This window comes from Lysobacter sp. 22409 (assembly GCF_052045105.1).
GTDB lineage: Bacteria > Pseudomonadota > Gammaproteobacteria > Xanthomonadales > Xanthomonadaceae > Lysobacter > Lysobacter antibioticus_B.
The window spans coordinates 12,536-27,296 of record NZ_JBQEOE010000054.1; the positions used below are offsets into that span (position 1 = coordinate 12,536).

General features: G+C 59.6%; 12 protein-coding genes. All 12 read right to left on the reverse strand.

What is annotated here, in order from left to right:
- Window positions 1-48 precede the first annotated feature (48 nt).
- The 12 genes from ACTJJK_RS20765 to ACTJJK_RS20820 all read right to left on the reverse strand — a co-directional run bounded on the left by ACTJJK_RS20765 (window position 49) and on the right by ACTJJK_RS20820 (window position 14,456).
- On the reverse strand, window positions 49-291 hold the full coding sequence (locus ACTJJK_RS20765; RefSeq protein ID WP_440731151.1) for an XAC0095 family protein: 243 nt from the start codon (window positions 289-291) through the stop codon (window positions 49-51).
- Window positions 292-684: 393 nt separating this feature from the next.
- Window positions 685-1,722: a DUF6414 family protein gene (locus ACTJJK_RS20770; RefSeq protein WP_440731152.1), complete on the reverse strand. Its 1,038-nt coding sequence runs from the start codon at window positions 1,720-1,722 to the stop codon at window positions 685-687.
- A 43-nt stretch (window positions 1,723-1,765) separates the two neighbouring features.
- Window positions 1,766-1,975 (reverse strand): KTSC domain-containing protein, encoded by a 210-nt coding sequence (locus ACTJJK_RS20775; RefSeq protein WP_440731153.1) that lies wholly within the window; start codon window positions 1,973-1,975, stop codon window positions 1,766-1,768.
- Between the two features lie 9 nt (window positions 1,976-1,984).
- Complete coding sequence (locus ACTJJK_RS20780) at window positions 1,985-3,826, reverse strand: ATP-binding protein (RefSeq protein ID WP_440731154.1); 1,842 nt, start codon at window positions 3,824-3,826, stop codon at window positions 1,985-1,987.
- Window positions 3,816-4,952, reverse strand: coding sequence for an SIR2 family protein (locus tag ACTJJK_RS20785; RefSeq protein WP_440731155.1), 1,137 nt, complete (start codon window positions 4,950-4,952; stop codon window positions 3,816-3,818). Before ACTJJK_RS20785 ends, ACTJJK_RS20780 begins: the two co-directional genes overlap by 11 nt.
- Window positions 4,953-5,172: 220 nt before the next feature.
- A complete protein-coding gene (locus ACTJJK_RS20790) occupies window positions 5,173-5,493 on the reverse strand; it encodes a hypothetical protein (RefSeq protein WP_440731156.1) in 321 nt (106 codons plus the stop codon).
- Between the two features lie 244 nt (window positions 5,494-5,737).
- Window positions 5,738-6,550, reverse strand: a complete 813-nt coding sequence (locus ACTJJK_RS20795) for a zeta toxin family protein (protein ID WP_440731157.1) — start codon at window positions 6,548-6,550, stop codon at window positions 5,738-5,740.
- Window positions 6,547-6,903, reverse strand: coding sequence for a hypothetical protein (locus tag ACTJJK_RS20800; RefSeq protein ID WP_440731158.1), 357 nt, complete (start codon window positions 6,901-6,903; stop codon window positions 6,547-6,549). The genes ACTJJK_RS20795 and ACTJJK_RS20800 overlap by 4 nt, the downstream gene beginning before the upstream one ends.
- 214 nt (window positions 6,904-7,117) lie before the next feature.
- Entirely contained in the window at window positions 7,118-7,510 is a 393-nt protein-coding gene (locus tag ACTJJK_RS20805) for a GFA family protein (protein WP_440731159.1), read from the reverse strand.
- An 81-nt stretch (window positions 7,511-7,591) separates the two neighbouring features.
- A complete protein-coding gene (locus ACTJJK_RS20810) occupies window positions 7,592-8,149 on the reverse strand; it encodes a DUF3228 family protein (RefSeq protein WP_440731160.1) in 558 nt (185 codons plus the stop codon).
- Window positions 8,150-8,319: 170 nt separating this feature from the next.
- On the reverse strand, window positions 8,320-10,092 hold the full coding sequence (locus ACTJJK_RS20815; RefSeq protein ID WP_440731161.1) for a proprotein convertase P-domain-containing protein: 1,773 nt from the start codon (window positions 10,090-10,092) through the stop codon (window positions 8,320-8,322).
- Between the two features lie 863 nt (window positions 10,093-10,955).
- A complete protein-coding gene (locus tag ACTJJK_RS20820; protein WP_440731162.1) occupies window positions 10,956-14,456 on the reverse strand; it encodes a methylmalonyl-CoA mutase family protein in 3,501 nt (1,166 codons plus the stop codon).
- Window positions 14,457-14,761 lie beyond the last annotated feature (305 nt).

Sequence of the window (14,761 nt, forward strand, 5' to 3'; positions counted from 1 at the left end):
GGCCGTCCAGAACGACTGGCTACTGCGGCCGAATCTGGGTAGAACGAACTACAGCTCGGATGGGCTGACCGCCTCGGCTATCCGGTCCAAGTCGTCGGCTAAGCGATCGAAGCACTGGGCTAGCGCCTGTGCAGATAGATAGACCACATCGGGGCTGCCCTCGCCTTGTGGCTCGGTGAGCTGGGCGAGTAGTCGCAACTGGTCACGGGTTTGGGTTAGTGCTTTGAGGGCAGTCGCGGGCAACGCACAGCAGCCGGACGCGGGATGAGCAGCGGAGTTTGCACTTTGCATATCGGCGAACCTTTCTTTCAATAGGCAAACACTACAAGTGCATCGGCGATATCCAAAACTAGAATATCCGGCGCAAATCAAGCGCGGCGAAATCACCGGCGGCCGTCAGCTTCGAATGTGCTCCGCCAGCATTCTGCGACCGAAGCAGTGCACCGCAGCGATGCCCGGACCGGCCAGCAGCTCGCTGAGAATCTCCCTGCCCATTAAGTCCATGCCCGCCAGGCCCGTTGCGCCTGCAACGATGACAGCGCGGGTTGTAATTGCTAACTCCGTCGAGCGAGCTGAGATTCTGTTTGAGTCTTGTGAGCTGTGTACAGCAAAGAATTCCCGCGGCAACTCAAGACAGTCAGCGGTCGACATACTACATGAGCTGCGCACAGGCTAGGGCGCCAATCAATTACTAGATATCACGCTTCGGTAGACGGTTAGAGGGTAAACCAGAACCCTCGGAAATCTACACGTGCGAATCATCTGCTCCAATCCATCAAACCCTCGAAATAATCCGCGAAAACCCTGCTCAACCGACTCATGCTCATTAAGCTCACTCTTCTCAAACTCGGCAAGCGGCTTAAAAACCTCGCCTCCATCCGCAGGGACGGAACTAACAATACCAAGCAATGTAAATTCCTCGGTAGGGAACGAGCCATACGTAAAGTGAAAAGAGTTCGCATCACGGTCTACAAAGCAACTCTTCTTCAAATGACCAAAAACATGCTCCTCCGGTCGATCAGTATTAGGGTACACACGCAAATTTATAATTCCGTATAAAAACGTATCTATCCATGTCTTCATCCCATCCAAGATCCACCCTTCGACCTCTCCGACTCTAGTCGAACTAGCAGCTATTACCCTCAGCCGTTCTTTACACTGCTCAAGAGCAAGCTCCTGGGCAGCTCGCTCATTACGGCCTTTTAGCATCTTGATCTGATTCCTTGCCTCCTCAATCTGCGCTTGGAGTTCAAGATATTCGTCTGATTTCTGCACCCCGGACTCAACACTCTTATTAATCATTTTCGCCACATCGGGGAATGCTGCACCGATTGACTTTATTCTTTCATAATCCTCAATTACAACCCTCCCCTTGACCTTTATACAAAATGACCGTTTCAATTTATCCCTAAAACCCGCACTACAAAATGAACTATCACCATCATCAGTCAAATCAACGAGAAACCCCTTGGACGCCAAAGCCTCTTCCATTTCTTTCAGAAGATCGTGGTGAGGCTTAATTACCTGCTTGGACGCCTCCTTGCTAAACTCTGACCCACCAGCATCATGCTTGAAAACCCTAAAATCATAATTTCTTTTATTATCCTCCGAGCGCGATCGCTCAGCATTTCGTTCAAGCACCTCAACGACACCCCCAGTCATCTGACTGTAAACTGAAATTACCTTATCTAGATCCACATATATATAATCATATATTTCCATACACAGCCCTCAAGACTCGCACCCGGAATCCATTAAAGCAGCGTCAAACCCTTGCATACCTATAGACCCCCCTTATATTTGAATTAAAGAATTTCCCTATCGAGCCAGCCGCAATCAGTTCTGCAAACACGTCCACAGGAACATCAAAATACTGATACACGCGGCCATCAGTGAAAAGCACTTCTAATGTCAAAAATTGAGCATCAAATCCAATTTCTGAAATATTAGAAGAGTCGACCTGCTGCCTCTCCATAGCTCACCTCTATTTTTTTACCTTGGAACTGTCTGAATCTTGACGTCTCCAAGCGTTCACGAGATCCGAATAATCTGAAACCTCAACGCTCTTATCCCACCCCCCTGGGCCACTTTCGCCCTCAGCATACTCAACCTCCACAACACGAGGATCATCGCTATTCGGCTGATTGCCGCGTGGCGGTCTTCTAATCATGGCCCGAGTAGGCAGTTGAACAGCTTCTCCGACTATTATTGCCTCGCCTGTTCGCAATGTAGGAAGCAAGTCCAACAACCCCCTCAAACTTTCCGTAGTAGCGCTTGTTACGTGCCCGCGATCCAGAGAATTCCCCATTCTCAGCGCGATGAATGTCCCGCACTGCGACAAAATTGTTTGATCGATTTCAGTTGGCCGCTGGCTGACGATCATAGCTCCGATGCCATATTTTCGCCCCTCCTTTACAATCCGCTTTACCGCGACTCCTGCAGTACTATTGGAATCAGAAAGATAAAGATGAGCCTCCTCCATTACAACCAATAAAGGTCGCTCGCGACCACCTTCAGAGAGCTTTCTACCCCAAAAAACCGCATCAAATAGCAAACGCAGCAGAGCACCCACTAGGCTTTCTAATACGAAAGTTGGAATACCTGAGACATCTAGAATGCTGACAGGACGATGATCATCGCCGCCACTTCCCAACCATAGGGCCAGCAGGTCGGGCAGATCCTTCTCTGTATTTCCGTCCGCTTTGGGAGACCACTCATTGGGGCTAAAAATAAAGTTAAACCTGGGGTCTCTCAGTCTCGACGCCAGAGCCTCCAGCGGCCTTCTGATAGTTAGAGTTGACTTGGTAAGAACAACATTTACGCCATCATTTGGAGAGAATTTAGCAGGAATGAGCTTATCTGCATCACCGGCGTCTTCAACTTTGGCATTCCCCGGAATTTGATCCGTGGCCTTAGGATATGTGGCATCTATTTCCCAACGCATGTCATACCAAAGCTGCTTCAAAGAGAAAGGCAATGGAGAGTCAACAGTTACCCATTCGGGATCAACATTTCCATAGAGTCCACTTTCCGCCACCCTCCTCTTATTTATCAGGATCCAATCGGCAATGCGCCCACGCGCCATGTCATCGACATCGCCAAAGGTAAGAGGCAAAAGCTCATTAAATGTTAACGCCCAATATGGAATCGCGAGTGCACGCTCTCCTTTAGTCACATCTGGCTGGACCCGGTAGACATGTCCCTTTTCTCGAAATGCGCCAGCATACTCACCATGAAGATCAAGCAGCACAATTCTTGCCGATGGAAATCTGTCTTTATCAGATATACCGTGCAGAAGCCCCGCAACGGTAGTTGACTTCCCCGAACCGGTAGCTCCGACGACAGCACAATGGCGCGTGACTATTCGATTAACCTCTATCCGAGCCGGTATAGAACTCGCGCTCGAAAGAGAACCTATTTCAACATGATTTCTACTGGTTTCTGCGCCATAAACCACTGCAAGATCGAACTCGGTGACGAGGTGGACTTCGTCACCGATAGTTGGGTATCTATATACGCCGCGTGAAAAAGGCTCTCCGGATCGCCCCTCCCCTACGATCTCGACGGTCATCCATCGACGCCCGCCGGTATTTTCTGCGGGCTCCGCTTTGCCTCCACCCGAAACCGCCGCCCCGGCCTGGATAACAATTCCAAAAAGACTGGAAAACCCCTGTGGAATTCGAACAAAGCTTCCGACCTGCCCAACACGGTGACCTTGGCCGTCGATATAAACCAGCCCTGACAATGTCTCAGTATTAAGCGCGACCGTAACGGAGGAGCCACTAGTACTTTCAACAATTCCGAGCAATGACGGGTCACGATTCATTGACTCTCCTTGCTGGGATTAGACCCCTTAGAAATTCGGTGAATTTTCCAAAATCTCCAAGCTCACTTGTCTTTGGCGCAACAGAACCACCCTGATCCTGATCGCCCATCCAGTCAGACCTGACACCTCTCACTACCCCGCAATCTCGCGCCACAAGACTGATGTTCGGCGGAATCTTCTGCGAAATCTTGTTTGCCGCAACCTCCCCCTCTAGGGAGTTGTATAGGAGCACATAGGCCGCAGAAGTAGGATTTGAGCGAACCCCCTGAATAATTACCTCATTAAGATGATCATCAGCAAAAGAGTACCCACTCGTCACTAGAAATGCTGACGGTCTCCGGAGAAAATTTCGCAATCTGTCAATCATTGCCAAATAAGGCATTCTCCTGCTCTGGTCATACTTTAATTCTGATGGGTGTATTAGAACCCCGTCCGAGTCTTCTGGCACCGGGAAACATCGTGTAACCCTACCTTCAGCGGAATATTTCCAGTTGATTGAGCCATGCATCTTCCAGAGCCTGATCCAACGTGCGGGAGCTGGATCATCCTCTATCGCGCGCAAATCAAAGAAAGGTTCTCGTGCCCCGATAAACCCATCGAAGAATGGAATCTGTCTATCCTCAAGCGCCTGCTCAATCAGAAGATCATAATTTGTAGTAAACAACTGTAGCGCAGTGACTCGATCGATTGCCCCTGCCCAATCAACCAACCGATGATATGCGGTCTCGCAGGAAGGCAGTTCAGCCCTCACTATTTTGGCAACTTCCGAACATAACGCCGCCTCAAGGTGCAGTAAAGAATTTTTATCGAGCCCACGAGCGCTCCCCTTACCTACAACACGCGCTAAAAGCCTTACACGAGAAAGCATATCTTCGATTGTCGGCGCAACTGCATCATCCTCTCCGAACTGCTTCACGACGTTATCAAATGCTGGGTTACCAGCAAGCTTGCTAATTACCATATCCGTGAGGCCACGAACATCTGGAATCAATGGGGCGTTCTTTCCTTCGTTGTTTTCGATTCTTACTGATAACGGACAACCCGCGCCAATAAGTAAGGCTACGGGGTGTTTATCTAGCGACAAACTTTCTTGTAAATCACGCTGAATTCGATTCAGATCATGCATGTTCGTTTCGCCCCCCCACTGAGTTCGACCACCCGACTTTGCGATACAAATAGAAATGCCCGCTAAAGCGGGCATTTTTCTGGAGTCGCCGACAGACCATTTAATTATTGTGCCGGCACTCACCGCCCACGCCATGCAACGCATGACTGCCCTACCCTCACAAACGCATCTTTACGCAAAAAGCATGTTTTTTCGGTCACCCCTTTAGCGCGTTGCTTGTTCAGAGTGCATCACGCGTCGTCTCCACTTGGCGGTAACGGTCTTCTACCGGGGTCGACAGGGCGTCGGCGGTCCTCATGCTGGCGAGGTGCGCGGCGGGGTCGGGGTTGGCGTGGCCGACGCGGTAGACGTGCACCATCTCGCCTTGGGGCCAGGCTCGCGGTGGGTTGGTTGAAGGCCGGCCGATGTAGCCGACGGCGACTTGCCGCGACCATGCCTGGGTCTGCGGGTTCCGCTCCCACGGGCTTTCGCGGAAGCTGCGCGCGTCGCGATCGTTCGCGGGCAGCTCGTACGGGTTCTGTGGCCTAGGCGGCGCCGACAAGGCCAACTCGATGGCGCGGCCGGAGGCCTGGCAGTTCAGTCGGTCGGCGAGCGCCGGCTCGCCTTCTGCTCGCCCGGCTTGTACACCGCTACACCTTCGGGAAGCGCATCGCATCCAGGTCGAGTTCGCGCCGGGTCCAGCCGGCCTCTTGCAGCCGCGCAAGGTGTTCGGGATAGCCCTTAAGCATTTCAAGCAATTTGAACAGAACCTCGGAAGGAATCCATCCGACATCAACACTCCCACCTCATGGCATCGGCGGCTCGGTCATGCGAGCGAGTATCTTGGGAAGGTCGCGATGCAGGGCCGATTGCTTTTTCAACCCCCTATGCACTGCCTTGGTGACTTTGGGATCGGCAAGCCGGGCCTCGCGGGCTTGCTCAAGCACCGCTCCGGGCGGCGCTGGGTTGATGCGGCCGTCATAGATCTCCAGGCCATCGCAATTGAAGATGCGGATCGGGATTTCTGCTTGACCGCGCACACGGTCCAAGTTGCTTGGCATGTTCTCGTAGCACTGCTTACGAAAGGTTTCTTGGTGATAAAGACCGTGACCGTCCCTGAGGAAGCCACTCAGGAAGCGCGCATCGACGGCGAGTTCGCTCTCCAATCTATGCACGGCCACGACTCGGACTTGAACTTCATAGCGCTCGACCTGCAGTAACCGTATCTGGCCGAGCAGGCTTTCCGCGTCGCTCAACGAGGTATCGATGATGATGTTCTTACGGCCTCGAACCGCCACCTCTTGCAAGGCCGCGGCCCATAGACCGACATCATGGTCGGTATCGAGAGGCCAGGTGTATGGGCTCGCGTTGCGCAGTTCACGCACATCCGGCCAATAGCTGCGGAGCCTGTCCGGGTCGATCATGATCGGATCATGGCCCAGGTCTGCTTTCGCCATGCCTATCAGGGCGCTTTTCCCTGCGCCCGGCTGGCCCACCAAAAAGATCGCCGTGGGTTGGGAGTGGGATGCGGCCTGCTCCATGCCGCTATCGGGAACGATCCGATCCCAGAAAATCATCTCGCCGAGCCTTATGTCCAACACGCGCTCTTGGGAGGTCATTCGAATGCCTTCTTGTGCAGCTTGAAGTAACGCCCAAGCCCGTCAGGATCGCTGTCGAAGCTCAAGAGCGCGCGGCCCATCGTCGATCTTGCGCGTTCGGCCGCGTCGAACAACACGGGGTTTCCGTCGGCCCGCGCGGCTTCAAGCTGTCGAACGGCCTCTTGAAGGAAACAGTCGAGCCGGTTCTGAAGTGCCCAGATGGCCTCGTCCAAGGGCTGCACTCGGGGCGTCGGCTGTGCGAATTCATTCAGGACTGTTTGTAAGTTTTCGACATGCCCCGGGTAGTCCTTGAGCAATTCGCGCAACCTGAGCGGAACTTCCGGGGGCGTCAGCTTGGCCTTGAATATCCACATGCGGCGTCCTCTTCCTGAGTGGGGCATTGGGGCCGGATAAAAGTCCCCTATTCCGGGGTTGGGTTGCAAGCCCCGCGTGCGGTTATCGCCGCAGATTTCTCGATTATTTTTTGTCGAACGAAGGTTATGCGCAACCGTGGGTTGCGGTTATGTCGATCAGAGTGCGTGCACGATGTTCGCCGTGCGCGGATAAGTGTGCCGAGCGGCCCCCCGCTTATTCCTCGAAGCGGGTCAGGCCTTCGCGATTGCGTTCGTAATGCCGCGCGAGCGGAAACGGCGGCAGCCAGGATTCGCGGCGCACGGTCCACAGCTCATAGGTCGGCTGGAACTGATCGGGGGCGTCCAGTGCGCCGAGATTCACTTCGACTTCGTCGCCGCTGCGGCCGAACACGGGCGAGCCGCAATTTGGGCAGAAGTGTCGACCTTGGTAGTCGCGGGTTTCGCCTTCGACGGTGACCGCCTCTTCGGGAAAGATCGCCGAGGCATGGAACAGGGCGCCGTGGTGTTTGCGGCAATCGAGGCAGTGGCACAGGCCGACCCGGTAGGGGCGGCCCGTGGCCACGATGCGGACCTTGCCGCACCAGCAGCCGCCGGTGTATCGATCCATGGGGCACCTCGTTCGAAGTCGACCGACGCCTTGTTTACGACGAACGCTGCGGCGCTGCAACCGCTGGCCGCGAGAAGTGCCTTAGCCGCGCCAGTTGGCGTGCGTGCTCCAGAACGCGACGCTGCGGCGGTAGGCCTCGCGGTCGATCGGCACGCCGGAGCCGCCCTCTTCCACGCCCAGGGCGTTGCGCATCATGGTGATCGGGGCCATCGGGGTTTCGACGGGTTCGGCGGTATACATGCAGCCGACCACGCCCCAGTCGGCATCGGTGACGGTGCCTTCCTTGGCCAGTTGTTCGCGGCTGTAGAGGATGACGATGAGGTACTCGGCCACCGGCGGGTCGAGGTCTTCGAACCAGCGTACCAGCACCGGCAGTTCGTCCTTGGTGCGGGCGTCGTAGTCCGAACGCAGCAGGTGGCGGTTGGCCTCGGTGATCGGCACCGCAAGGCAGCGGGTGCTGGTCCAGTTGCGGTGCACGTGCAGTTTGCAGAACGGGGCGTAGCCGTCGAGCACCTGCAGCGGCGGCGCCTGGTTGAGGTGGCGCTCGAACTGTTCGGGGGTGATGTCCTGGATGGTGTTGCGGCGCGGCTCGCGCGGGAACAGGCGGGCGCGGGCGAAGTCGGTGAGGATGATGGTCATGGCTGCATTATCGAGCAGCCGGGGCTTCGGGGCATGGCGATGGTGGGCCGCGTGGTGCGGCCGTGCCGTGCCGTGCGGCGCGGTGGCGCGGCTATCTGCTGCGCCTCACCCCTGCCCCTCTCCCGCAAGCGGGAGAGGGGTTCATAGCGTGGGTCTGGCGGGGCTCTGCCTCAGTTCCTGCGGAAGAAGTCCAAAGACCAATGCAGCAAGGTGCCCGAGCCGCCCGGCACGTCGTCGGTGACGCGCAGCTTCCACGTGCCGTTGGCGACTTTGTCGGTCAGGTCGAGGGTCTGTTCCAGGCTGGGGTTGATCGGGCCGTTGCTGTGGTCGCGCAGCAGATAGGCCTGGCCGTCGGGCGCGATCAGTTCGACCTTGAGGTCGGTGCGGTGCGGGTGGCTGAGGCGGTAGACGATGCGCGCGATGCCGCCGTTGCCGTTCAAGCCGGCGACGGTGAGCGGGCTGTCGACGACACTGTTGTCGTTGATGAGGTAGTCGGCCGGGTTGGCGAACAGCGCACGCGGGCGGGCGTCGTAGCCGTCGCCGTAGGTGGCCATGACGCTGGCTCCGGTCATGTCGGTGCGTGCTTTCAGGCGCAGGAAGTAAGTGAGCGGGAAGTCGGCCTGCGGGTCGCGGTCGACTCGGCAGAAGGTGCTCCAGACGCCGCTGGTCCGGCAGTGGTATTCGGTATCGGTCGGCGGCGCGCCTTCGCGCACGTACAGCGTGCCGGCGCCGGTGCCGGGGCCGAACTGGGTGTTGAGGTAGAAGTCGGGCGCGGTGCCTTCCGGCTTCATGAGGTTGAACAACAGCGACTCGCCGGCCTTCAGGTTCAGGCCGACACGGGTGAGCTCGTTGGTCAGGCGGTTGGGGTCGATATAGGGCAGCACCGTCAGTTGCACCGGCAAGCGATGGGTCGCCGATGCGGCGGTGCCGACCACGGTCGCTTCGTAGGTCCCGGCCGGCGCATCGGCGGAGGCGTTGAAGGCGATGCTGGTGGGGCCGTAAGGGTTGACGACCGCGGGGCTGAAGCTGGCGCTGACGCCCGGCGGCAGGCCTTCCATCGAGAAGGCGATGGCTTGGTTCCAGCCGTGCAGCGGACGCGCGTTGATCTCCAGCCAGCCGCTGATGCCGGCCTGTTGGGTCACCGCGACGAGGGCGCGGCTGCGGCCGATCGTCCACATGGTGAAATCGGGCGCCGGGTTGACGTAGAGATCCAACGGCAGGCTGCGGGTGATGGCGCCCGAGGTGCCGGTGATCGCGATCGGGTACTTGCCCTGCACTGCTTGCGCGGAAGCCTTGAAGGTCAGGGTCGAGTTCACCGCTGCCTTGGCGCCCGGGCTGACCGGATTGAGGCCGAAGCTGGCGGTCACGCCCGCGGGCAAGCCGGTCACGCCCAAGGTCACCGGGTCGTTGAAGGCATTGCCGGTGACGGTGACGGGCAATTGGCTGCTGCGGCCGAGGTAGGTGATGTGCTGGGTGCCGGCGATGCTCAGCTTGAAGCCGGCATCGGCGGTGACCGTGAGCTGCGCGGTGGTGCTGCGCACGAGCTTGTCGTACTTGCCGCTGACGGTGATGGGATAGGTGCCGGCCGGCACGCCGGCGCCGATCGCCAGGGTGAGCTTGGAGCGCGCATTGCCGCTCGGCGGCGGGCTGATCGTGGCCGGCGAGAAGCTGGCGGTGACGCCCGCGGGCAAGCCCGATGCGCTGAGCGTTGCGGGCCGGCTGAAGCGGTCGATGCTGGTCACGACGACATAGGCGAAGACCGAGCTTTCGCGGCTGGTGGCTACGTTGCCGGGGTCGATGTCGAGGCTGAAATCGCCGGTGTTGATTGCCGCGGGCGCAGCTTTGGTTTGTGCATGAGCGCCGGTCGTCGTTGCCAACGCCAGCACAGCAATGACGCAGGCATGCCGAGCGAACGCGCGCAGCCGCTGCAGGGGGATAGCCATGTGGCCACTCCTGAAAGATGAGGATGAAAGATGACCGAGCCGTGATGGCGGCCGGCGACGTAACGCGCGGCGATACCTTGACGCGCGGCGATCTTGGCAGAACGCCTATCGGCCTAATGAGAAAGCCGGCATGGTTTTAGATGCGTGAACGGGCCTGCGGCACGGTCTGAGCGATGGTTTGCGGGCGGCGCTGCTTTTGGCTTTCGTGCGGGCCGTTGTTTGCCAGCCTGCGTTGTGGGGTTGGCGTGATATGCGTCGCGGATTGGGCTGATGCTGTATTGGGAGCGATGCGCGGCGTTTGGATGGGTGGAGAGTGCGGCGAGCGGGTGTTTTGTTTTTCTGCTGAAGCTAACTATTGCCTGGACGGGTAAAAGCGGCGCTCGCAAAGGAAGAAACTGCGGCGGGTGGCTACAGCAGCGGCTTCGGCGGTGGCAGTTGGAAGTTATTGCATGCTCTGGTAAGGGCAAATCCCCCCTACCCCCCTTTTTCAAAGGGGGGGAAAGCTTGGGGCGACGGCAACTATGGGCAGAACTCGTCCCCTTTAAAAAGACCCGGGCAAACTCGTCCCCTTTTAAAAGACCCTGGCAAACTCGTCCTCTTTTAGAAGATCCGGGCAAACTCGCCCTCTTTTAAGAAACCCGGGCAAACTCATTCCTTTGAAAAGATCCGGGCAGAACCATCGCCCCCTTTGAAAAAGGGGCAGGCGCCGGCGTGGCGTGTTTGAGGTGGATGCAGCTGCGCCGGGGGATTTGCTCTGGCTTCTATCGCAGCAGCCACTCCACGCAGCCCCTCGCAATCGAATCGAACAGCCAAAAAACAGGCCCGCATCGGCGGGCCTGTTCGGGTTCGGCGATGCGCCGCGCTTACATGTTGCGACGATACTCGCCGCCCACGTCGTACAGGGCGTGGCTGATCTGGCCGAGGCTGTGGGTCTTCACCGCTTCCATCAGGCTGGCGAACACGTTCTTGCGGTCGCGCGCGGCGGCTTGCAGGCTGCGCAGGCCGTCGCCCGCATAGGCGTTGCGGCCCTGCTGGTACGACAACACGTTGTCGATCTGCTGGCCCTTCTCGCCTTCGGTCGAACGGATCAGTTCGATCTCGGTGACGATGTCGCCGCCGTGGTCCTTCGGCAGGAAGGTGTTGACGCCGACCAGCGGCAGGCTGCCGTCGTGCTTCTTGTGCTCGTAGTACAGGCTCTCTTCCTGGATCTTGCCGCGCTGGTACATGGTGTCCATGGCGCCGAGTACGCCGCCGCGCTCGCTGATCGCTTCGAACTCCTTGTAGACGGCCTCTTCGACGATGTCGGTGAGGTAGTCGACGGCGAAGCTGCCCTGCCAGGGGTTCTCGTTGAAATTGAGGCCCAGCTCTTTGTTGATGATCATCTGGATCGCGACCGCGCGGCGCACGCTTTCCTCGGTCGGGGTGGTGATGGCTTCGTCGTAGGCGTTGGTGTGCAGGCTGTTGCAGTTGTCGAACAGCGCGTACAGGGCCTGCAAGGTGGTGCGGATGTCGTTGAACTGGATCTCCTGCGCGTGCAGGGAGCGGCCGCTGGTCTGGATGTGGTACTTCATCATCTGGCTGCGCGGGTCGGCGCCATAGCGCTCGCGCATGGCGCGCGCCCAGATGCGGCGGGCGACGCGGCCGATGACGGTGTACTCCGGGTCCATGCCGTTGCTGAAGAAGAACGACAGGTTCGGCGCGAAGTCGTCGATCTTCATCCCGCGCGCGAGGTAGTACTCGACGATGGTGAAACCGTTGCTCAGGGTGAAAGCGAGCTGGCTGATCGGGTTCGCGCCGGCTTCGGCGATGTGGTAGCCGCTGATCGAGACCGAGTAGAAGTTGCGGACGTTCTTGTCGACGAAGTACTGCTGGATGTCGCCCATCATGCGCAGGGCGAACTCGGTGCTGAAGATGCAGGTGTTCTGGGCCTGGTCTTCCTTGAGGATGTCGGCCTGCACGGTGCCGCGCACGGTGGCGAGGGTGCGGGTCTTGATGGCTTCGTAGGTTTCGGCGTCGACGACCTGGTCGCCGGTGACGCCGAGCAGGCCCAGGCCGAGGCCGTCGTTGGTCTCGGGCAGCAGGCCGCTGTACTGCGGGCGCTTGCGACCGGCGAACATGGCTTCGATCTTGTCGTGGGCGGCGTCCCAGCGGGCGCCGTCCTCGCGCAGGTACTTCTCGACCTGCTGGTCGATGGCGGTGTTCATGAACATCGCCAGCAGCATCGGCGCCGGGCCGTTGATGGTCATCGACACCGAGGTGGTCGGCGCGCACAGGTCGAAGCCGGAGTACAGCTTCTTCATGTCATCCAGGGACGCGATGTTGACCCCGGAGTTGCCGATCTTGCCGAAGATGTCCGGACGCACCGCCGGGTCTTCGCCGTACAGGGTGACGCTGTCGAACGCGGTCGACAGGCGCGCGGCCGGCTGGCCGACGCTGAGGTAATGGAAGCGGCGGTTGGTGCGCTCGGGCGTGCCTTCGCCGGCGAACATGCGGATCGGGTCTTCGCCGGTGCGGCGATACGGATACACGCCGCCGGTGTAGGGGTAATAGCCCGGCAGGTTTTCCTTCTGCAGGAAGGTCAGCAGCTCGCCCCAGCTCTTGTAGGTCGGCGCGGCGATCTTCGGGATTTTCTGGTGGCTCAGCGAGTCGCGGTAGTTCTCGACCCGGATGACCTTGTCGCGGACTTTGTATTCGTTGACGTCGTCGGTGATCGACTTCAGGCGCGCGGGCCAGTCGCGCAGCAGCTTCAATGCCTCGGACGTGAGGGATTGGACCGCGTCGTTGTAGCGCTGACGCAGGGTGATGAGGGTGCGGTCGACGGCCTTTGCCGGCGACGTCGCGTCTTGGGTCGCGGCTTGCGCCGCTCCTACCCCGGGAGCCGCCAGCAGGGCTTCAGCCGCATAGAGGTCGAGCTGCTTCGGCAACTCGGGGTCGTCGAGGTCGTGCAGGGATTGCCAATACGACTGTGCGCGGTCGGCGACGTCGGCCTGGGTTTCGATCTGGCGGTTGATGCCGCGGCCCTGTTCGGCGATCTCGGCGAGATAACGCACGCGGCTGCCGGGGATCAGCACGGTGGCGCGCGGCTCCTTGAGCGAGGTGTCGACGTCGGGCGTCCACTTCTCGGCCGGCAGCGACAGCTTCTCGCGCAGCAGGCGGCACAGGTTGACGAACATCCAGCTGATGCCGGGGTCGTTGAACTGGCTGGCGATGGTCGGGTAGACCGGGACGTCCTCGTCCTTGGTCTGGAAGGCGACGCGGTTGCGCTTCCACTGCTTGCGCACGTCGCGCAGCGCGTCTTCGGCGCCGCGCTTGTCGAACTTGTTCAGCACGACCAGTTCGGCGAAGTCGAGCATGTCGATCTTCTCGAGCTGGCTGGGCGCGCCGAAATCGCTGGTCATGACGTACATCGGGAAGTCGACCAGGTCGACGATCTCCGAGTCGGACTGGCCGATGCCGGCGGTCTCGACGATGACCAGGTCGTAGCCCAGGCCGCGCAGGAAGCCGATGCAGTCCTTGAGCACGGTGTTGGTGGCCGAGTGCTGGCGGCGGGTGGCCATCGAGCGCATGTACACGCGCGGGCTGCGCAGCGAGTTCATGCGGATGCGGTCGCCGAGCAGCGCGCCGCCGGTGCGGCGGCGGGTCGGGTCGACCGAGATCACCGCCATGCGCATGTCGGGGAAATTGGCCAGGAAGCGGTTGAGCAGTTCGTCGGTGACCGAGGACTTGCCGGCGCCGCCGGTGCCGGTGATGCCGACCACCGGGGTCTTGCCGCCGGCGAGCTGCCACTGCTTGCGCAGGTGGGCGAGCTGGGTTTCGTCGAGCAGACCCTCTTCGATCGCCGAGAGCATCTTGCCGATGGTGATCTCGTCGTCGATGGCGGCCGGCTTGTCCGGCGTGGTGTCGGCGATGCGGCCCTCGCTGGCGCGGCGGATGACGTCTTCGATCATCGCCACCAGACCCATGTGCATGCCGTCGTTGGGGTGGTAGATGCGCTCGACGCCGTAGGCCTGCAGTTCGCGGATTTCTTCCGGGGTGATGGTGCCGCCACCGCCGCCGAACACGCGGATGTGACCGGCGCCACGCTCCTTGAGCATGTCGACCATGTACTTGAAGTATTCGACGTGGCCGCCCTGATAGCTGGACAGGGCGATGCCGTCGGCATCTTCCTGCAGCGCGGCGCGGACCACGTCCTCGACCGAGCGGTTGTGGCCGAGGTGGACGACTTCGGCGCCCTGCCCCTGGATCAGGCGACGCATGATGTTGATCGCGGCGTCGTGGCCGTCGAACAGGCTGGCAGCGGTGACGAAACGCAGCGGCGTGGCGTCGGGCTGTGCGGCAGGAATGTTGGCGGCGGTCGTGCTCATGGGCATCTCGGTACGCAGTACGGGCTGTGCGTATTGTAGCTCCGGGCGGCAGTTTCGGTCTGGCGGCCGGCCGTGCGGGGGCGAACGGTGGCCACGCGAGCGCGTCCGACCAAGGGGCTTGGGGGTAGGAGCGGCGTGAGCCGCGACCGCGGGGTTGCCCGATAGCGGCGCGAAGATGAAGGCTGGCACAGTCGTTGCGGGCGACGCGAAAGGCCATCTGATTGCAGGCGGTGACAGCGCGAGCGTGTTCGTGCGCGGTCGCGGCTTGTGACCGAAGGAAATCCAGTAGGACGCCGCTCCTACCC